The sequence below is a fragment of the Microbacterium sp. zg-B96 genome, assembly GCF_030246865.1.
Lineage (GTDB): Bacteria > Actinomycetota > Actinomycetes > Actinomycetales > Microbacteriaceae > Microbacterium.
In genome coordinates this window covers 2,914,743-2,933,594 of sequence record NZ_CP126738.1, presented here as the reverse complement: position 1 = coordinate 2,933,594, position 18,852 = coordinate 2,914,743, and the positions used below count along the sequence as shown (strand labels likewise).

Sequence of the window (18,852 nt, the reverse complement as noted above, 5' to 3'; positions counted from 1 at the left end):
CCTGGCCATACGGCGGTATGGGACCGGCACCCACGATCGGGTGATGACGTGGTACGAGATCAGCCGTAGCGTACTGACGAAGGCCGCTCAGCCCGGCCGGAGAGGGCGATCGTGACAAGCGCGACGAACACGAGAGCCGTCGGCCATCGATCGAATGTGGAACTGCCGTTCTGGGCCTGGTGCACAGTCGCCGCATTCTGCGCGGCGCTGTTCACCGCTGCGGTTCCGGTGACGACCGCGGTCTACGACGTTCCCCTTCTGGCGGCCTTCGCCATCTGCACCGCTCAGTCCGGCTCGTTGATCCTCACAATCTTCCGGCCGCTCGTCGGAACCGCGGCGCAGCTGGCCGCCATCGTCGCGCTCGCCCTTGCGACGCGCGGCGTTCCCGAACAGCCGTGGCCGCTACCCGTCACCGGACTGATCTCGTTGGGCGCCCTGATCCTTCTTGTCGGCATCCGCGAACGTTGGATCGTGTCGCTGACCGTGTGGTGGGTGAGCATCGTCGTGCTCGTCGCGGTGATCGCCGCCTCCCCCACGCAGTACGCCTCACCCGATCAGTGGGGTGCCAATCTCATCATCTACAGCAGCTATACGGTCACCGTCCTGGCTGCGGCGATCGCAGTTGGCCAGAGGGCACGCATTCGCAGCGATCTCGCCAGAGCGCGCCGGGATATCGAACTCGAGCAAGCGCAGCGCCTGTATGTCGAGGAACGCGCGCGCATCGCGCGCGAACTGCACGACGTCGTCGCCCACAGCATGTCGATCATCCATATGCAGGCGATCTCCGCACCCTTCCGCCTCCGCGACGCCGCGCCGGCTGCCATCGAGGAGGAGTTCTCCGACATCGCCCGCTCCGCGCGCGCTGCGTTGTCCGAGATGAGGCAGCTGCTGGGCGCTCTCCGCTCAGGCGACGACGATGCTGATCTGCTGCCGCAACCCCAGCTCACCGAGTTGTCGGAGCTCACGCAGTCTGCGTCGCGCGCCGGAACCGATGTCGAGCTCGTCATCGATCCCCGCGCTTATTCAAGCAGCTCCCTCGTGCAGCTGACCGCATACCGCATCGTTCAAGAAGCCCTCAGCAATATCGTGCGACATGCTGCGGGCGCTCCGACGACGGTGAGAGTGAGCGTCGACGAGGAATCGGTGCTCATCGTGGTGCGCAACGCCAGATCCGGCCACGCGACCGGCGCGGCGCCAGGAGGGCCGATCGTCGACCGTGGCGGCGAGGGATTGCGCGGAATGCGAGAACGCGTGAGCCTCTTAGGAGGACACCTGTCGACCGGGCCTACGCCTGACGGCGGCTACCTGGTGGATGCCGCCCTGCCCGCCGCGATCGAAAGCCGACTGGAGGCGCCATGACCGTCCGAGTGCTCATCGTGGATGACCAGCCGATGTACCGGGCGGGGATGTCCGCCATCCTCGGCGCGGCGGACGGCATCGCCGTCGTGGGCGAGGCCAGCGACGGCGAGGAAGCGCTCGCGCGGAACCGCGTGCTTCATCCCGACGTCGTGCTCATGGACGTGCGCATGCCGAAGATGAATGGAATCGACGCAACCCGTCAGTTGACGCGCCCTGCGGGGCCCGCGAACATTCCGCGCGTGGTCATGCTCACGACGTTCGACATCGACGAGTATGTCTACGCCGCGCTGGAGGCCGGCGCGAGCGGCTTCCTGTTGAAAGACGCCGACGCCCAGGAGCTTGCATCCGCGGTGCACATCGTCGCCAGAGGCGATTCCCTCCTCTCCCCGCGCGTGACGCGCCGACTCATTGAGGACTTCGTCGCGAGCAAACCGACCGGGCTACAGTCCACGACCGTCTTCAACAGTCTCACCGACCGGGAGCGCGAGGTGTTCCTGCTGATCGCCACCGGGCGGTCGAACTCCGAGATCGGCAAGGAGCTGTTCATGGCGGAGCAGACCGCGAAAAGCCACGTCAGCCGCATCCTGTCCAAGCTGCACCTGCGCGATCGTATCCACGCCGTGATGCTCGCCTACGACACCGGGCTCGTAAGGCCCGGTGCGCCCGGCTGAGGATCGCCGAATACCCCTACACGCGTACGGGGAGAGATCATCCACCGGGTGAAGACCCATCCGGCATCCAGGTCCTACCTTCGGGACACCGTCGCACGCAGCGGCTACGACCCGAGGGAGAGCACGATGACCAGTACGACGACGAACGACATTCCCGTGAGCGGGACAGGCAACCCCGGCTCGTTTGGGCGTCGCCACCGCAAAGACCTCCTGATCGCCGGCATTGCCACGGCCGGGCTCGTCCTCGGGGGCCTCGGTTCCTATGGCGTGCTCCGCTGGATCCCACCGGAGTTCCCTCTCGTCCACTCCGAGACCATCGAGCCGGGCGCGACCGAGGAAGTCATGCTCGCCGACCCGGCGATCGCGCTGACCTTCGCGCGTGTGGCCACGGCCACCGGCCCCGCCGTCCTCGCCGTCACCGACTACTCCGGCGGCGAGATCACCGGGATCGTCGTCACCGGCGCGACGGGCGCCGCGCACACCGACCCGATCACAGCCTTCAACGCTCTCGGATACGACACGCTCCACGGCATCGCGACCGACGCGTCGCAGCCCACGACGACCGTGGCGGCCTCAGCGGTACTCACGGCCATCGAGACGCACAAGCACCATGTCGGCACCGGAACGAACTACGTCGAGCACCAGGAGGAGACGACCATCCACGAGCCGTACCTCTTCCCGAAGATGGGTGCGATCACCGATTCGAACGAGCCGCTGGCCGCCGGCGTCGGGGGACTGCTCGACTATGAGGTCGAACTCGGCCTCGTGGCGATGAACGACATCACGGCAGAGACCGGCATCCCCGAGTACATGGGCCTTCTACTCACCAACGACTGGACCGACCGCGAGCTTCTCGTCAGCCAGATCGAGCCTGACAACCTGACCGACGCGGCCGGCTTCACCAACGCGAAGAGCCAGCCCGGCTTCTTCAGCACGGGCGACCTGTTCGTGATCCCCGCGGACTGGCAGACCTACTACCGGGAGCTCGAACTCGACCTGTTCGTCAACGGCGACCTGCGCCAGCGCGCCCACCCCGTCGACATGGTGTGGGACCCGGTCACGCTGATCGAGCAGACCCTCGCCATCGGTGACCGCACGTGGGACAGCGACGGTGTGCAGACTCCGCTCACCGCGGCGCCCGGCGTGATCAGCCGGGGCACCATCATTCAGAGCGGGACGCCGGAGGGCGTGATCTATCGCGCCCCCGACACGCGCCAGCGGGTCCTCGGGTTCATGGAATACGTCGCCAGCTTCGGCACCAACGCCGACTCCATCGTCGACTCCGCCCTGAAGGTCTACGTCCGCGACGCGCACGAGGCGGGTGCGTACCTGCAGCCCGGCGACATGATCGTCACGCGCGCGGAGGGACTCGGTCAGATCTTCACGGACATCGTCGCTGGAGAGCGCGCCGAGACCGAAGACCTCAACTGAGAATTCCCTCCGCCTCTGCATCCAGCGTTATCGGGGGGCGGGTAGCGAAGGATGACGTGGTTGGCGTCGGAGTGCCACACCTGCGTCTGCGGCGCGAGTTCGGTGGCCCTGCGCACGTCGTCGTCGTCCATCGCCCCGACCAGGCCGTACGCGTCCAGGCGCATCCAGCGGCGTGCATGAGCAGGATCGGCACGCAGATCCTGCTCAGCGCCTCCGCATGGGAGAACTCGCCGTAGATCCTTCCGTCGACGAAGGCGCGCGCGAAGTCGGGGTCGAACATCGACAGCGACCGGAACAGATCGCCGAACGACGCTGGCGCCCACCAAGCCTGGAATTCGTGGGCGATCCCACGATTGTGGATCATGTAAATCCGGGGGTGACAGCGATGAGCACGATCGTTAGTATCGGCAGCGTTGCCCGTCAGTCTCGCTGGAGGATCATCCCCGATGGCCCGAGAACACGTCCCTGCCCAGGAGCGCGCCGCACGGAAGGCGCCCACCATCGATGATGTAGCCGCGGTGGCGGGGGTGTCTCGCGCGACGGTCTCGCGGGTGATCAACGATCATCCTTCCGTGAGTGCAAGCGCCCGGAACGCGGTAGCGCTAGCAATCCGCGCCCTGGAGTATTCGCCCGATACCGCGGCACAGTCTCTCGCTCGGCGCCCTCCTGCGCGTGGCGGCTAGGCATGGCAGGCACGCTGCGAGTCATGCGGCGGGTGTTCCGATCTGGTCCGCGAGACAACAAAGTGCAGAAAGGCGCCATGCGGCCACAACGACGGGCGGTGTCCGTTGTCGCCAGTGCGGCAGTCGTTATCGCGGTGATAAGTGGATGTGGCGCGACGGGCACGTCCCACCCATCGTCCTCATCGACGCCGACTGCGGCATCCACCCCCACGCCGGAAGGCGTCGCCGACGACCACTTCATGCGCCTCGAGCGCGATTTCGACGCGCGACTGGGCGTCTACGCAATGGACACCGGCACCGGCGAGGCGGTCGCCTACCGCCCAGACGAACGGTTCGCCTATGCGTCGACATCCAAGGCGCTCCTCGGCGGTGCAATTCTCGCCCAGGCGAGCGGGTCGGAGTTGAGCGAGATCGTTACCTACACCGCCGACGAGCTGGTGGAGTACTCGCCGGTAACCGAGCAGCACATCGACACGGGCATGCCTTTGCGAGAGGTCATGGCGGCCGCGATCCAGTACAGCGACAACACCGCCGCCAACCTGATGTTCGACCGCCTTGGCGGGCCCAGCGGGCTGAGCGATTATCTCGAGAGCATCGGCGATACCACCACCGCCCCGGAGCGGATGGAACCGGAGCTCAATGAGGCCACACCGGGCGACATGCGAGACACCAGTACGCCACGGGCCTTGGCGGCGAGCCTCGCGGAGATCGCGTTCGGAACCACTCTCACGCCGGAGCGGAGAGATATCTTCACCGAGCTCCTCATCGGCAATACCACGGGCGACAATCTCATCCGAGCGGGCGCCCCCGACGGATGGGTGGTCGGCGACAAGACCGGGTCCGGCGGGTACGGAACGCGCAACGACATCGCCATCCTCTGGCCCGACACCGGCGCTCCGATCGTGCTGACCGTGCTCTCAAGCAGGAGCTCAGCCGACGCAGAACGAGACGATGCGCTCATCGCGGCCGCCGCAAGGGCTGCGATAACAGCACTCAGACCTGCGAGTACCCGTTCTCGCGGGTGAAGATCATCGCGTCTGCCGGGGATGCCCGGGATGTCGAAGTGCCCCTATCCACGACGATCGGGCCAGTGCCCTCCAGGGTCAGGCCTGCGCCTGGTTCAGATCCTCGGTCACGTAGCGGTAGCCGGTTGCGATGAGCTCCTCGAGGACGGCCAGGTCCACATCGGCCAGCGTGTTGACATAGAGGCAGGACTTGCCGAGTCGGTGCTTGCCGAGCCTTTCCAGCAGCGCCGGCGCCTCGGGTTGTAGATGTGCGCCGTAGATGGTCAGGCTGGCCTTGCGGGGGGAGAACCCCGCGGCGAAGGCGTCGCCGCTATGGCCGGAGTCGTACTCGAAGTGGTGGTGGCCGTAGCCGACCATCGTGGGCCCCCACATGACCGGTCCCTGACCGGTGATCCGCCGGTACATCCGATCGAGGGTCTCGGCATCGGCACGCCGTACCGGATGCTCGACCTTCGCGATGAACTCTTCCGCGGAGACGTCGGTGGCTTTCGTCTTGTTCTCGTAGGGCGCCATGGGGCCATCCTGCAACTGCGTCCTCACCGAGGGAAGACGCTCGGCTTCGGGGTCGTCTCAATACCTGATGGCGCGCCGAGAATGCAAGGGCGCCACGCATACTCGTCGGTTCTGTTTTCCTTGTTGCTCGGTGCGCAACCGCACCTGCACCCGTATTCACAGCAAGGAACACAGCCATGAGCAACACCCCCCAGAACGTCCGCGTCTCGCGTGTCTCGACCGAGACGAAGGCAGCTTTCAAGACGACCGAGTTCATCGCGTACGTCGTGATCCTCGTCTCCATGTTCATCGCCTCTGCCGTCGTGGACAACGGCGAGGACGGCCAGGGATTCGGCGCTGAGCAGGTCTGGCTCTACGCCACGCTGCTCACCATCGGATACATGATCAGCCGTGGCCTGGCCAAGTCCGGCAGCCGCGAGTTCTACGACCGCGACGACCGTGCAGACCAGGGCGTTCGCCACTGACCGTTCGTTCTACGACGAAGACCCCCTGCAGCGCAGGGGGTCTTCGTGCTTCCGGCCACCGCCGACAGCGCGATCACCGTGCGCGCCAGGTGCCCATGTCCGGGCCTTATCGCCGGGAGCCCGAGGTGGCTAGCCGGTCCACAAGAGCGGGCAACCCGCAGGAGGAGTGGGTCGGGATCAGGCGCAGCATCCAGCAGGCGACCTGCACCGCCACCGCGAAAGCCGCACCGATGGCCATCAGCATCGCCGCGCTGCCGCTGGTCGGCCAGCTCGCCAGCGCGACCAGGCCCAATCCGGCGACGAATGCTGCTGTGGGAATCGCCACGATCGGTGGCATCCGCCCTGCTGGCACAGCGTGCCTCGAGGCATCCCACGCTGCCGTCCCCACAGCCAGAGCGGCGGTGCCCAGCACGACCCCGATACCGAGGCTGACCGCCTCGGCGGGAGCATGTCCGGCTGTCACCGCGTGGCCGAAGAACGACATCGCCACCGCCAGCAGTGCGACCTGCGCGGCGGCACCTGCCGCCGCCACCGACACCGCATCCGGGCGCGGGCTGTCCTGCCGTTTGCGGGGGATATGGGCCCATGCTTCGGTGCGGTGATGACGTTCCAGCAGGGCGATCAAACCCAGCGTCACCGCAGACGAGAGCAGGGGCGTGACGGTGTTGTTGCTCGTCGCGAGCAGCGTGAGCACCGCACTGCACAGCATCAGCGGGGAGCAGAGCCAGTCCAGGACCGTCGCGGCCATGTAGGAGCGTCGTGCCGCGGGGATGTCCAGCGGATGCTGGAGTGGGCCACTGCGGTGCCCCAGCTGCCCCGGTTCACTGATGTGCGACATGATTCCCCCACGGGACATGACTGACGTGGCGCCCGTCGATACCGCCGCGTGCGATGTCGTAGACCTTCTGCCGGGACACCCCGAGGTCTGCGGCCACCGAGACGGCGCTGTACTCGTCCAGCAGCTCGTTCACCGCGGTGGCCCGCACCGCAGACGCGCGGGAGTTGAGGTGTGATGCCAGCGAGCTGACCTCGGCGGCGAGCAGCGCAACGGCATGCGGCCCGCCGAACGGCTCCGTCCAGTTCGGTTGCCCCGATGACGCTGCGGCGAACAACGCGTCACCCGCGTCGGCGAGCGTTCGCGCGACCAAGGATGCCGCTACGCCCTGCTTCTGAAAGCGAGCCACCGCATCGTCCACGCTGCCGTCGAACGCGCGGTGCGCGAGCACGTCGGTCCACATTGCGGTCTCTGTGGCGCTCTCTTGCGTGTCATGAGGCACGGCCGCTCCCTTGTTCTGCCGGAAGTCTACCCGGGGTTGACAGTGCGTCAAGGGGGATGCCAGGGTGTCACCCCAGGGATGACACACATCCCGATTCTGAACAAATGAGGAACGGATGTCTTTGATCGATCTTCAAGGGGTGCGCAAGAGCTTCGGCGACGTCGAGGCCCTCCGCGAAGTCACCTTCTCCGTCGCCTTCGGCGAGGTGTTCGGCCTTCTCGGTCCCAACGGAGCGGGAAAATCGACGACGGTGGAGTGCATCGCGGGGACGTTGAAGCCGGATGCCGGCCGCGTGTCGGTTCTCGGGGTGGAACCCACCGGACACCGACGCTTCGTGCGCGACCGGGTGGGCTACCAGCTGCAGTCGGCGGCGTTGCCGCCGGCGCTGCGGGTCGGGGAAGCCCTCGACCTGTTCGCAACGTTCTACTCCCTGCCCGCGGACGTCACGGAACTGCTGGATCTCGTCGGTCTCACCGATCAGCGGCGCCGGCCGTTCGGAGCACTGTCGGGCGGGCAGAAGCAGCGTCTCTCCGTTGCGCTGGCGCTGGTGGGCAACCCGCGCGTCGCGATCTTCGATGAGCTGACGACGGGACTCGATCCGCAGGGGCGTCGCGACGTGAGAGCGCTGATCGAACGAGTTCGAGACACCGGACTGACGGTGCTTCTGGTCACCCACGACCTGGACGAGGCCGAGCGGCTCTGCGACCGGGTCGCTGTCATCGACCGTGGCCGGACGCGTTTCGTTGGCACGCCCGATGAGCTGATCGATTCGACGAGACCGGCATCGGGTGCGGCGCACGGCTTGGAGGACGCCTACCTGCGTCTGCTCGATCCGGCGCTGTCTGCGACACGAGGGGAAGCGTGATGCGTGTTCTTTCTGCACTGACTCGGGTCGAGGCTCTGATGTTCCTCAGAAATCCGATGAGCGTCTTCATGGCGTTGCTCCTGCCCTCGCTGCTGCTCATGCTGCAGGCGTTCGTGATCCCGGGCACGCTGGAGCCGATCGGGGGCGGCGGGGCGCTGGAAGAGTTCCGGCCAATCGACTTCTTCGTTCCGGTGTCCGCCGCGGTCGCGATTGCGAGCGTGGCCATCACCAACTACCCGGCGGCAGTCGGGGCCTACCGGGAAGCGGGTGTCCTCCGCCGGCTGGGCGTCACTCCGGTCGGTGCGCACCGCGTACTGCTCGCGCAATGGGCCGTCAGCGGCGTCACGCTGGGGGCGGCGCTGGTGATCGCGTTCGCGCTCGCCGCCCTGACGTTCGGTGCGGTGCCACCGGCCAATCCCGTGCTCGCGGTGCTTGTCATCGTCAGCGGAGCCATCGCGATGATGGCGGTCGGCTCGGTCATCGCGGCCGTCGCCGGGAGCGCTCAGATCGCCTATGGCTTGGGGTTCCTCGTCTTCATCGCGTGACTGTTCACCGCCGGCATGTGGACGCCGGGACCGCTCATGCCCGAAGCGACCGAGGCGATCGCCGCGTTCACCCCCATGGGCGCGATGACGCTGGCGCTCACGGATGCCTGGTACACCGGTTCCGGCTCGCTCGCGCCGTTCGCCGTCATGGCGCTGTGGGCGCTGCCGACCGGCGCGATCGCCGTGCGGGTGTTCCGCTGGAGCTGAGGAGTCTGCCGCAGCGTACGGGTAACGCACCTCCGCAGCTCACCCCCTCGCCCGCGCGCGCCTGACCCGGCAGAGTGGGCACAGCCGACGACCCGGGGGCTCGGGTCCGTGGGGGGCGGGGATGGAGCGACATGGGCGATGACGCCGAGACGGCCGACCGGCAGGATGTGATGACCCACGGCACCGCCTACTGGGTGGAGGCCCCCGGGACGGGGGCGCTGCGCAGCGAGCCGATCGCCGTGCCGGCGCCCGACGGCGTGCAGGTGCGCACCCTCTACACGGCGATCAGCCGGGGGACCGAAGCGGTGGTGTTCCGCGGCGAGGTGCCCGAGAGTGAACGCACGCGCATGCGGGCGCCGTTCCAGCAAGGCGACTTCCCCGGCCCCGTGAAGTACGGCTACCTCAACGTCGGCGTCGTCGAACGTGGGCCCGGTTCGCTGCAGGGCAAGACGGTGTTCACGCTGTTCCCTCATCAGTCCCGGTTCGTCGTCCCCGCGACGGCCGTCGTTGTGGTGCCCGATGGTGTGCCCGCCCGGCGCGCGGTGCTCGCCGGCGCCGTCGAGACGGCGGTGAACGTGCTGTGGGATGCCGCGCCCCTCATCGGCGATCGGGTCACCGTCGTCGGCGCCGGCATGATCGGCTGCGCCGTGGCCCGCCTCGCACGCGGCATCCCCGGCGTCGACCTCGCCGTCGTCGATGCGGATGCCGGCAAGCGCGCCGTCTGCACGGCGCTCGAGGTCCCGTTCCACCTCCCCGCCGATGCGCCCGGCGACCGCGACATCGTGATCGACACCAGCGCCTCCGAAGACGGACTGCGCCTGGCATTGCGTACCGCGGTGACGGAGGGAGTCATTGTCGAGGCGAGCTGGTTCGGCAGCCGCGACGTGCGGTTGCCGCTGGGGGAGGACTTCCACTCGCGACGCCTCACGCTGCGCTCCAGCCAGGTGGGTGCGGTCGCGCCCGGGCGACGCGGCACGCGCAGCGCGACCGACCGGCTCGCCCTCGCACTGCATTTGCTGCGCGACCCCGCCTTCGACGCCCTCCTCACCGGCAACGCACCGTGGCGCGAACTGCCGGCGGTCATGGCCGCGATCGCCGACGGCGGGTTGCCCGGGCTGTGCCACACGATCGACTGGAGCGACGCCCCATGACCTACACGCTCGCGGTGCGCGACCACATGATGATCGCCCACAGCTTCACAGGTGCGATGTTCGGTCCCGCGCAGCAACTGCACGGGGCGACGTTCGTCGTGGATGCCGCCTTCCGCGCGGCGCAGCTGGACGAGCACGGCGTGGTGGTGGACATCGGCCGCGCCGCGGAGGTGCTGCGCGGCATCCTCGCGTCGCTGACCTACCGCAACCTCGATGAGGACCCGCGATTCGCGGGGGTCAACACCACGACCGAACGGTTGTGCGCCTTCGTCGCCGAGCGCCTCGTCGTGGCCGCCCGCGCAGGCGAGCTGGGCCGCGGCGCCGACGCCCTCGACGCCATCGCCGTCACGATGCACGAGTCGCACATCGCGTGGGCGACGTACGAGGTGGCGCTGTGACCGGCGCGGTGTCGTTCGTCGTGCCGCCCGGCATCGACGACCCGGCACGGGTGAGCGGCGGCAACGTCTACGACCGGCACGTGCGCGACGGGCTGACCGGCCTGGGGTGGCGGGTGCGCATGGCGGAGGCTGCGCCTGCGGATGCCGGCGAGCTGCGGACGGCGCTGCGGGGTGCACCCGACGGCGGGCTCGTGGTCGTGGACGGGCTCCTGGCCGGTATCGGCGCGGACGTGCTCGTCGAGTCGGCCGCGCGGCTGCGGCTCGTGGTGCTTGTGCACATGCTCCGGGCAGCGCTGCCGGATGCCGACGCGGGCGTCGTCGCCGACGAGCGTCGCGCGCTGGGCGTCGCGCGGTTGCTGATCACGCCGAGCCAGTGGCTCCGCGGGCAACTCGCGGGCGACGGCGTGGGCATCCCCATCGTCGTCGCCCCGCCGGGCACCGTAGCGGCGGGTGCGGCGACGGGCACCCCGGGCGGGTGCGCGCTGCTGTGCGTCGGGGTCGTAGCGCCGCACAAGGGGCAGGACGTGCTCATCGACGCCCTCACCGCGCTCGGGCCCGCCCCGGAGTGGGTCTGCACGATCGCCGGCGCGACGGATGCCGATCCCGCGTTCGTCGCCGCGCTGCTCGCCCGTGCGGCCGCGCTGGGAAAGGGGGAGCGGATCCGATTCGCGGGCGTGCAGACTGACGCCGGGATGGACGGCCTCTACCGACGCACCGATCTGCTCGTCGCGCCGTCTCGCGCCGAGGCGTACGGCATGGCGATCGCGGAGGCCCGCGCCCGCGGCATCCCCGTCATCGCCAGCCGCGTCGGCGGGATCCCGGAAGCGCTGGGGCCGGACGGTGCCGCGCTGCTCGTGTCTCCTGGGGATTCCGCAGCGCTCGCGGATGCGCTCACGCGGTGGATGACGGATGCCGGCTTGCGGCGGCGCCTCACGAGCCAGGCGCGTGACGTGCGGTTGCACGGCCGTGCGTGGGAAGACACCGTCGCCCGGGTCGCGACAGCATTGGCGGACGTGCCATGAAAGCGGCCGGCCGGCCGTACGTCACCCTCAGCTGCGCGATGTCGCTGGACGGGTGCCTGGACAGCACCGCCCCGCATCGCATGGCGATGTCGAACGCGGAGGACTTCGACCGCGTCGACCAGCTGCGCGCCGACCATGACGCGATCCTGGTGGGCGCCTCCACCGTGCGGCGGGACAACCCGCGACTGCTGGTGCGCAGTGCGGACCGTCGCGCCGCGCGGGTCGCGTCCGGACTGCCCCCGTCGCCGGCGAAGGTGACGGTCACCGCCACCGGCGACCTGTCTGCCGACGCTGCGTTCTTCACCGCGGGCGACGGTGACAAGTTCGTCTACTGCCCCCGCGGCGCGGCGGACGCACTCACGCGTGCGGTGGGCGACCGGGCGACGGTCGTTGCCCTCGGCGACGCGGTGGTGGCGATGGCCGACGCGCTCGCCGATCTGACGCGCCGCGGCATCGCGCGGCTCATGGTCGAGGGCGGCGGACGCATCCACACGCAGTTCCTCGCGCAGCGGCTGGCCGACGAGCTTCAGCTGGTGATCGCACCGTTCTTCGTGGGCGAGGCCGGCGCGCCGCGTTTCGTGCAGCCCGCCCGGTTCCCGTGGGACGAAGCGCACCGCGCGCGGCTGCTGGAGACCCGCCGGATCGGCGACGTCGTGCTGCTGCGCTACGCGATGTCGGCGCGCGGTCAGGCCGAGGCCGACGCAGGCCGGTGACCGGCGCGGGCCAGCCGTCGGCGCCGGCCGTCGGCGCCCGCCTGATCCGCGACGACGAACGGGATGAGCAGCACGACAGATGCGACACGCGGTCGGACGGCGCAACGCCACCCCGAACGTGGCGCGGGGTCATTGCCACACCGCCGCGATCACGACGTTGACGCCGGCGAGGATGCCTGCGGCGTAGAACCACGGCCGTGCCGCCCGATCGCCAGCTCCGGCGGCACGGCCGCGTCGCTGAGCGGCGACCGCGATGATCACGGCGGAGAGGACCGCCAGTGCGACGACGAACTTGACGATCATCTTCTCGTCGACCACTGGCAGGCCTTGGAGTCTTCGAGTGGCGATCAGCGCGATGCCGCTCACCAGTTGCACGATCGCGCCGACCAGCATCGGTCGCAGCGTCAGGGAGCTTCGGGTGCGCACCTGGAACAGGAACGTCCCCAGCAGCAGCGCCAACCCGAAGAAGTGCCCGACGAGTACGGCGAGACGGACGATCTCCAGCGCGTTCATGCGGTCCCCTAATCGGTGACGGCGATGGTCTGGTGGATGCTCGAGTCGTCGTGGAGGGCGTCGAGCATCGCCTGGGCGAGATGGGACCGGCGCATCAGGTAGTGCCAGCGGACGTTGCCGTCGCGGCGCTGGCGATACCGACCCGTGGCGGGCTTGTCGGTCAGGCGCGGCGGGCGCAGGATCGTCCACGCTGCGTCGCTTTCGCGCAGCCGCTCCTCCATGGCGGCAGTGTCGGCGTTGCTGTCGCGCAGCACCCGGGCGAGGATCGGCTTGGCGACGTACCGGGAGAGCGGATCGTCGCCGTCGACGACCCCGCCGCTGGCACTGATCGCCACGATACGGCGGACCCCGGTCGGCCCCATCGCCTCCAGGGCGGCGGCGATGCTGTCCTGCTGGATCACGGTCGACTCCCCGGGGACAGGGCCGATGCAGAAGAGCACCGCGTCGCAACCCGCGATCACGGGAGCGAGCTGCGCGGCATCCGTCGATTCGGCGACGGCCACTCTCGCTGCGGCCGAGGGATCGAATCGTGTGGCGTTGCGGACCACAGCGGTGACCGGATGGCCACGCGCCGCCGCCTGGTGGGCGACGAGGCGTCCGGTGCGCCCGGAGGCGCCGATGACAGCGATCATGATCGTCCTCTCGACGGGGTGGGTAAGTGTTCACTCACCCCATATACTGACGACATCGCGCCGGTGCGTCAAGGGTCGGCGGGGGGAGGGGGAAGCGGTGACGGAGCCGACGCAGGACCGCATCCTGGACGCGGCCGCTCGGGTCATGCGCGAGCGGGGGCTGGCGCGGACGACGACGAAGGAGATCGCGCGCGCTGCGGGATGCTCGGAGGCGCTGCTGTACAAGCATTTCGCGGACAAGCAGGAGATCTTCGTGCGGGTGCTCGGCGAGCGGATGCCTCCCGTGCGGATCACCAGCGACATGGTGGGAAAGGACTCGGTCGCCGGGAATCTGGAACGCATCGTCGAGCAGCTGCTCGCGTTCTACGTTCAGAGCTTCCCGATCGCGGCCTCGATCTTCAGCAGCCACGACCTGGTCACGGCCCACCGGGAGAGCATGCACGCCCGAGGTGTGGGTCCCCACATGCCTGCCCTCATGGTCCGTAACTATCTGGAGGCGGAAGCGGACGCGGGCCGCATCGCGCGTGACGCGGATGCCGAGGCGATCGCTACCGCACTCACCGGCGCGGCGCTCTACCAGGCGTTCCTCGCCGCCTTCTCCGGTGCCCTGCAGATCGAGCACAGCGGCGAACTCGCACGGAGCCTCGTCGCAGTCGTCCTGCCGGCACTGGTTCCCGCTGGACCGAGAACGGAGCTGACCACTGATGACTGAGGCAACGGACAGCATCCGCCACCCATCACCGACCAGTTCACGTTCACCGGCATGGATCAGGTCGGCGAGCTGCGGGAGGTGGCGCTGCGGCACTCGTTCCGGTCGCCGCCGCGCGCGCTGAGTCGCGGCGTCAACGGCCGGGATCGACCGCGGCCGGCTGCAGCAGCGACCGCGCCAGCCGGGTGGATCCGGCCACCGCTGCGGGCATGGTGGCGACCGCGCCCAGGGGCACCAGGAAGCACAGTTGCGTGGCGACGCCGAAGCCCAGCATGCGTGCGCGGTGCGCTCGCATGAGCTTCCGCCGTGCGCCGGCGCCGATGCCGCGTGCCGCGAGCGCCCGCGTGGCCAGCTCGTCGGCGAGCAGCCAACCGGTCAGCAGCACGCCGCAGACCGCGCCCAGGATGCCGCCCACGACCGGGACGAGGCCGACCACCGCGGCCAGCAGGGCGACGCCGATGCCGCGCACGAAGAGGGCGAGCCCGTCGCGAACGGAGCGCCAGAAGCCGTAGTCGGCGGCGATACCGGCGCTGCCGGCATCCGCCTCTACGGCCTTCCAGATGCGGTCGTAGAACGGCTCCCCGATGAACAGGGTGAGTACTGTGAACGACACGGCGACGAGTACGAGAGCCGCGCCCACCATCGCGGTACCGACGGCGAGGCGGATGACGGTTGCCCACAGCGCCGGCCAGCCGTCGGCGAACGGGGTGACCGCCTCGGTGAGGTCGGGCAGGAAGACGCCCAGGGTGATGAGTCCCGCCAGGAACAGCGCGCCGACGATCACCGCGGGGACCAGGCCCAGGGCCATGAGCCCCGGGCGTCGACGCCAGAATGAGAATCCGCCGCCTAAGAAGGCCATTCCCCGGGTGAACTCGCGCATGTGACCCGAGCCTACCGGCGCGGTGTCAGCGCTCAGCCGCGTCACGAGCGTAGGAGATGGTGCGAGCGTAGGACATTCGCTGCGGCATCCGTCCTACGGTCGCCACATTTCCTGCGCCCGTCACGCGCACCGCCTAACGGGTGAGCTCCACGCGACGCAGCGACTGCGCGTTGAGGGCGACCACGACGGTGGATGCCGACATGAGTACCGCGCCGACCCACATCGGCAGGACGAACCCCAGCGGGGCGAGGATGCCGGCGGCCAGTGGCACCGAGATGAGGTTGTAGCCGGCGGCCCACCACAGGTTCTGCGTCATCTTGCGGTAGCTCGCGTGCGACAGCGCGATGACCGACAGCACGGAGCGGGGGTCGGAGCCGGCGAGGATCACGCCCGCCGAGCCGATAGCCACGTCGGTACCCGCGCCGATCGCGATACCGACATCGGCGCGGGCCAGCGCGAGGGCGTCGTTGACGCCGTCGCCCACCATCGCGACCTTCTTGCCCTGGCTCTGCGGCTCGGCGACCTTCGCCGACTTGTCCTCGGGACGCACCCCGGCGAACACCTGGTCGATGCCCACGTCGTCGGCGACGGTGCGGGCCACCGATTCGGCGTCGCCGGTGATCATGACCACTTCGATGCCGAGTTCGTGCAGCGCCGTGACGGCCTGCCGTGACTCGGGGCGCACCCCATCGGCGAGGGCGATGCCGCCGATCACCCTGCCGTCGGCGACGACGTAGAGGACGATGGCGCCTTCGGTGCGCCACTGACGGTTGCCCCAGCGCCGGCCAGCCGTCGGCGAACGGGGTGACCGCCTCGGTGAGGTCGGGCAGGAAGACGCCCAGCGTGATCAGCCCCGCCAGGAACAGCGCGCCGACGATCACCGCGGGGACCAGGCCCAGGGCCATGAGCCCCGGGCGTCGACGCCAGAATGCGAATCCGCCGCCTAAGAAGGCCATTCCCCCGGGAACTCGCGCATGTGACCCGAGCCTGCCGGCGGGGGAGCTGGTGTTAGGCCCCAGCGCCGCAGCTGGTCAGATGCCGCCGTCGCCACGAGTGCGCGGGTCGATGATGAGTACGGCGCGTTGACACGCGTTACTGCCGTATGGTGTTATCGACGGTAACACGTGTCACTCCACCTCCCGCGGTTCGTTCACCGGGAATCTCGATCATGGGCGGACACGGCGGCTGGACAAGCCGTCCACAGTGAGCAGGAACAGAGGAGTTCATGGGTACGGGCGTTACGCGGGTCACGGGCACTTTCGTCAGCGAGGAAAGCCTCAGTGGGGACCCTGAGCAGAGCCTTCACGCCGCGCTCTACCTTCAATCACTCACCCAGGGGGCTACCCACTGATGCGCACCATGTTCAACGACGGCTGGGCATACCGCCCGAAGGCCACAGCGTTTCAAGAGATCGGCGGGACGGACGGTGCTGATTGGGTCGACGTCGTGCTACCGCACGATGCCGTCATCAGCACGGCGCGATCGGCCGATGCTCCGCGAGGTGAGACAACGGGTTACTTTCACGGCGGCGCCTTCGAATACCGCCGTACCCTGCACATACCGGAAAGCGACAGCGGCAAGCTGATCGCGCTCGAATTCGACGGTGTGTACCGTGACGCCAACGTGTACGTCAACGGGGCACTCGCGGGGCAGGATGCCTTCGGGTATTCGCGCTTCGCCGTTCGCATCGACCCGTTCGTGAACTTCGGTGCGGACAACGAGATCCGTGTGGACTGTCGCACCCATCTCGATTCGCGGTGGTACACGGGTGCTGGCATCTACCGTGATGTCCATCTCATCGTGAAAGAGCCCGTCCATGCCGCCATCGACGGACTGCGCGTCACCACAGTCGATGTGGACGAAGAGTGGGCGACGATCGAAGTGGCGACGACGGTGGGAAGCGTGCTTCCGACCACGGCGACCGCTCGAGTGCGGACCCTGTTGCTCGGGCCCGACGGCGTCCAAGTCGCCCAGACCGAGTCGCCGGCCACCCTGCTGCCACAGGGGACCGAGATGGTGCGCCATCGGATGCTTGTTGCGAACCCCTCGAGGTGGAACGTCGACAGCCCTTCGCTGTACACCGCCAAAGTGGAAGTCCGCGTTGCGAGCACCGTCGACGAAGCTGAGACTGCGTTCGGGATCCGTACGCTGCAGGTCGACGCGGTCCGCGGACTTCGCATCAATGGAACGACAGTAAAACTTCGCGGAGCCTGCATCCATCACGATAATGGGGCGCTGGGCTCGGCCGCGTTTCCTGCGGCCGAGGAGCGAAAGATCCGCCTTCTCAAAGAGGCAGGCTTCAACGCCATACGCAGCGCGCACAACCCTGCCAGCTCGGCGCTTCTGGATGCGTGCGACCGACTGGGCATGCTGGTCATGGATGAGACCTTCGACATGTGGACCCAGGCGAAGTCGGCATTCGACTACTCGTTCGAATTCCCGCAGTGGTGGGAGCGGGACGTTGCTGCGCTCGTGGCGAAGGACTTCAACCATCCTTCTGTCATCTTCTACTCGATCGGAAACGAGATTCCGGAGGCCGGCGACCGTTTCGGAGCACTGTGGGGGAGGCGCCTTGCGGAGAAGGTTCGTGAGCTGGACCCCACTCGTCTGGTCACGAACGGGATTAACGGGTTCGTCGCGGTGCTGGACATGATCCTCGAGGGCCGCAAGCATCGGGCTCCCCAGGTCGCGCCGGGCGACGGTGGCGTCAACGCGATGATGGGTGCCATCGGCGCGATGATGGCCCAAATCCAGGCATCGCCCCCAGTCACGTCGCGCACCGAGGAGTCGTTCTCGGTCCTGGACGTCGCGGGGATGAACTACGGGGTTGCGCGGTACGAGATGGATCGCGAGCTCTTCCCCGATCGAGTGATCGTGGGTACGGAGACGTGGCCGGGCGACATCGACGTCAACTGGCAACTCGTGCGCAACAACGCCCACGTCCTGGGCGACTTCACGTGGACAGGCTTCGACTATCTGGGTGAAGCGGGCGCAGGGGTGCTTCGGTACAAAGAGCCCGACACCGAGCTGCGCTCGACATTCGCCACGGATTTTCCGGGCCTGACTGCATTCACAGGTGACCTGGACATCACGGGGTTTCGCAGGCCGGTCTCGTACTACCGCGAGATCGTGTTCGGGTTGCGCCGCACCCCGTACATCGCCGTGCAGCGTCCGGAGCGATACGGGCAGGAGATCGCGTCGGCGACGCCGTGGTCCTGGAGCGATACGGTTTCGAGTTGGTCGTGGACGGGCTCTGAGGGTCGACGCACCCAGGTGGAGGTGTACAGCGACGGTGATGAGGTCGAGCTGCTCCTCGAAGGGGCTTCGCTTGGTCGCACCGCGGTCGGCGCGACCCGCGCTTTCCGTGTCGAGTTCGACGTCGAATACCGGCCAGGCCTCTTGGAGGCTGTCGCATACTCAGGCGGGCGCGAGACGGGGCGCACCTTTCTTGCGACTGCCGGGTCAGGCGTGCGCTTGGCGGTTCGTGCCGAGGACGTCGAGCCTCGCGTCGGCGACGTGGTGTACCTGCAGGTGCTTCTCGAAGACGACGCGGGCGTGGTGCACAACACCGCGGACCGACTTGTCACGATCACCGTGGAGGGTCCAGCTGTGCTCCAGGGCTTCGCGAGCGGGCTGCACACCACGAGAGAGTCTTTGGTGGACAGCGAGCACACGACCTACGATGGGCGCGCGCTGGCGATCATCCGGACGACCGGGAGGGGTGAAGTGCGCGTCACAGCATCTGCCGAAGGGCTCAGCCCGATGTCGACCGTGGTTTCTGTGACCTGACCAGC

21 protein-coding genes and 1 pseudogene are annotated in these 18,852 nt (G+C 68.4%); 15 read left to right on the top strand and 7 right to left on the bottom strand.

All coding sequences use genetic code 11. The annotated features are described in order from the left end of the window. Positions 1-156 precede the first annotated feature (156 nt). The 5 genes from QNO11_RS13945 to bla all read left to right on the top strand — a co-directional run bounded on the left by QNO11_RS13945 (position 157) and on the right by bla (position 5,169). On the top strand, positions 157-1,359 hold the full coding sequence (locus QNO11_RS13945) for a sensor histidine kinase (RefSeq protein WP_257507660.1): 1,203 nt from the start codon (positions 157-159) through the stop codon (positions 1,357-1,359). Next, complete coding sequence (locus QNO11_RS13940; protein ID WP_257507661.1) at positions 1,356-2,030, top strand: response regulator; 675 nt, start codon at positions 1,356-1,358, stop codon at positions 2,028-2,030. Before QNO11_RS13945 ends, QNO11_RS13940 begins: the two co-directional genes overlap by 4 nt. A gap of 126 nt (positions 2,031-2,156) precedes the next feature. Next, complete coding sequence (locus tag QNO11_RS13935) at positions 2,157-3,461, top strand: fumarylacetoacetate hydrolase family protein (RefSeq protein ID WP_257507662.1); 1,305 nt, start codon at positions 2,157-2,159, stop codon at positions 3,459-3,461. 446 nt (positions 3,462-3,907) lie between these two features. Then, on the top strand, positions 3,908-4,144 hold the full coding sequence (locus QNO11_RS13930; protein WP_257507663.1) for a LacI family DNA-binding transcriptional regulator: 237 nt from the start codon (positions 3,908-3,910) through the stop codon (positions 4,142-4,144). Positions 4,145-4,146: 2 nt separating this feature from the next. Continuing rightward, the gene (gene bla / locus QNO11_RS13925; protein WP_257507664.1) at positions 4,147-5,169 is read left to right on the top strand and encodes a class A beta-lactamase; all 1,023 of its coding nucleotides are present in this window, start codon (positions 4,147-4,149) and stop codon (positions 5,167-5,169) included. A gap of 78 nt (positions 5,170-5,247) precedes the next feature. Here the strand turns inward: bla and QNO11_RS13920 are convergent, their stop codons facing one another. Continuing rightward, positions 5,248-5,682 carry a DUF1801 domain-containing protein gene (locus QNO11_RS13920; RefSeq protein WP_257507665.1) on the bottom strand — a complete coding sequence of 145 codons (435 nt, stop codon included), beginning with the start codon at positions 5,680-5,682 and terminating at the stop codon, positions 5,248-5,250. A 176-nt stretch (positions 5,683-5,858) separates the two neighbouring features. On the opposite strand from QNO11_RS13920, the gene QNO11_RS13915 reads away from it, so the two are divergent. Further along, complete coding sequence (locus QNO11_RS13915; protein ID WP_257507666.1) at positions 5,859-6,146, top strand: hypothetical protein; 288 nt, start codon at positions 5,859-5,861, stop codon at positions 6,144-6,146. A gap of 106 nt (positions 6,147-6,252) precedes the next feature. Here the strand turns inward: QNO11_RS13915 and QNO11_RS13910 are convergent, their stop codons facing one another. Further along, positions 6,253-6,984: a hypothetical protein gene (locus QNO11_RS13910; RefSeq protein WP_257507667.1), complete on the bottom strand. Its 732-nt coding sequence runs from the start codon at positions 6,982-6,984 to the stop codon at positions 6,253-6,255. After that, on the bottom strand, positions 6,968-7,423 hold the full coding sequence (locus QNO11_RS13905) for a hypothetical protein (protein ID WP_257507668.1): 456 nt from the start codon (positions 7,421-7,423) through the stop codon (positions 6,968-6,970). Before QNO11_RS13905 ends, QNO11_RS13910 begins: the two co-directional genes overlap by 17 nt. A gap of 115 nt (positions 7,424-7,538) precedes the next feature. Between QNO11_RS13905 and QNO11_RS13900 the strand changes: the two genes are divergently transcribed. The 7 genes from QNO11_RS13900 (at position 7,539) to QNO11_RS13870 (ending at position 12,324) form a co-directional block, all read left to right on the top strand. Then, entirely contained in the window at positions 7,539-8,288 is a 750-nt protein-coding gene (locus tag QNO11_RS13900; RefSeq protein WP_257507669.1) for an ABC transporter ATP-binding protein, read from the top strand. Continuing rightward, positions 8,288-8,833 carry an ABC transporter permease gene (locus QNO11_RS13895; protein ID WP_257507670.1) on the top strand — a complete coding sequence of 182 codons (546 nt, stop codon included), beginning with the start codon at positions 8,288-8,290 and terminating at the stop codon, positions 8,831-8,833. Before QNO11_RS13900 ends, QNO11_RS13895 begins: the two co-directional genes overlap by 1 nt. Before the next feature lie 36 nt (positions 8,834-8,869). Next, positions 8,870-9,040, top strand: coding sequence for a hypothetical protein (locus QNO11_RS13890; protein ID WP_257507671.1), 171 nt, complete (start codon positions 8,870-8,872; stop codon positions 9,038-9,040). A 131-nt stretch (positions 9,041-9,171) separates the two neighbouring features. After that, positions 9,172-10,191 (top strand): zinc-dependent alcohol dehydrogenase, encoded by a 1,020-nt coding sequence (locus tag QNO11_RS13885; RefSeq protein WP_257507672.1) that lies wholly within the window; start codon positions 9,172-9,174, stop codon positions 10,189-10,191. Next, on the top strand, positions 10,188-10,589 hold the full coding sequence (locus QNO11_RS13880; protein ID WP_257507673.1) for a 6-pyruvoyl trahydropterin synthase family protein: 402 nt from the start codon (positions 10,188-10,190) through the stop codon (positions 10,587-10,589). Before QNO11_RS13885 ends, QNO11_RS13880 begins: the two co-directional genes overlap by 4 nt. Next, complete coding sequence (locus QNO11_RS13875) at positions 10,586-11,611, top strand: glycosyltransferase family 4 protein (RefSeq protein ID WP_257507674.1); 1,026 nt, start codon at positions 10,586-10,588, stop codon at positions 11,609-11,611. Before QNO11_RS13880 ends, QNO11_RS13875 begins: the two co-directional genes overlap by 4 nt. Beyond that, on the top strand, positions 11,608-12,324 hold the full coding sequence (locus tag QNO11_RS13870; protein WP_257507675.1) for a RibD family protein: 717 nt from the start codon (positions 11,608-11,610) through the stop codon (positions 12,322-12,324). Before QNO11_RS13875 ends, QNO11_RS13870 begins: the two co-directional genes overlap by 4 nt. Positions 12,325-12,453: 129 nt before the next feature. Here the strand turns inward: QNO11_RS13870 and QNO11_RS13865 are convergent, their stop codons facing one another. Together QNO11_RS13865 and QNO11_RS13860 are read right to left on the bottom strand one after the other, a co-directional pair. Beyond that, positions 12,454-12,837 carry a hypothetical protein gene (locus QNO11_RS13865; RefSeq protein WP_257507676.1) on the bottom strand — a complete coding sequence of 128 codons (384 nt, stop codon included), beginning with the start codon at positions 12,835-12,837 and terminating at the stop codon, positions 12,454-12,456. Between the two features lie 8 nt (positions 12,838-12,845). Further along, a complete protein-coding gene (locus tag QNO11_RS13860) occupies positions 12,846-13,469 on the bottom strand; it encodes an NAD(P)-dependent oxidoreductase (protein WP_257507677.1) in 624 nt (207 codons plus the stop codon). A 97-nt stretch (positions 13,470-13,566) separates the two neighbouring features. Here QNO11_RS13860 and QNO11_RS13855 point away from each other — a divergent pair, with 97 nt between their 5' ends. Continuing rightward, the gene (locus tag QNO11_RS13855; RefSeq protein ID WP_257507678.1) at positions 13,567-14,181 is read left to right on the top strand and encodes a TetR/AcrR family transcriptional regulator; all 615 of its coding nucleotides are present in this window, start codon (positions 13,567-13,569) and stop codon (positions 14,179-14,181) included. A 130-nt stretch (positions 14,182-14,311) separates the two neighbouring features. On the opposite strand, the gene QNO11_RS13850 is transcribed toward QNO11_RS13855, so the two are convergent. Both QNO11_RS13850 and QNO11_RS13845 read right to left on the bottom strand, forming a co-directional pair. After that, the gene (locus QNO11_RS13850) at positions 14,312-15,037 is read right to left on the bottom strand and encodes an EI24 domain-containing protein (protein ID WP_285169393.1); all 726 of its coding nucleotides are present in this window, start codon (positions 15,035-15,037) and stop codon (positions 14,312-14,314) included. A gap of 154 nt (positions 15,038-15,191) precedes the next feature. Then, a pseudogene (locus QNO11_RS13845) lies at positions 15,192-15,821 on the bottom strand (HAD-IC family P-type ATPase); the annotation flags it as partial. Positions 15,822-16,408: 587 nt separating this feature from the next. Here QNO11_RS13845 and QNO11_RS13840 point away from each other — a divergent pair. Further along, on the top strand, positions 16,409-18,847 hold the full coding sequence (locus tag QNO11_RS13840) for a glycoside hydrolase family 2 TIM barrel-domain containing protein (RefSeq protein ID WP_257507680.1): 2,439 nt from the start codon (positions 16,409-16,411) through the stop codon (positions 18,845-18,847). Positions 18,848-18,852: the final 5 nt, after the last annotated feature.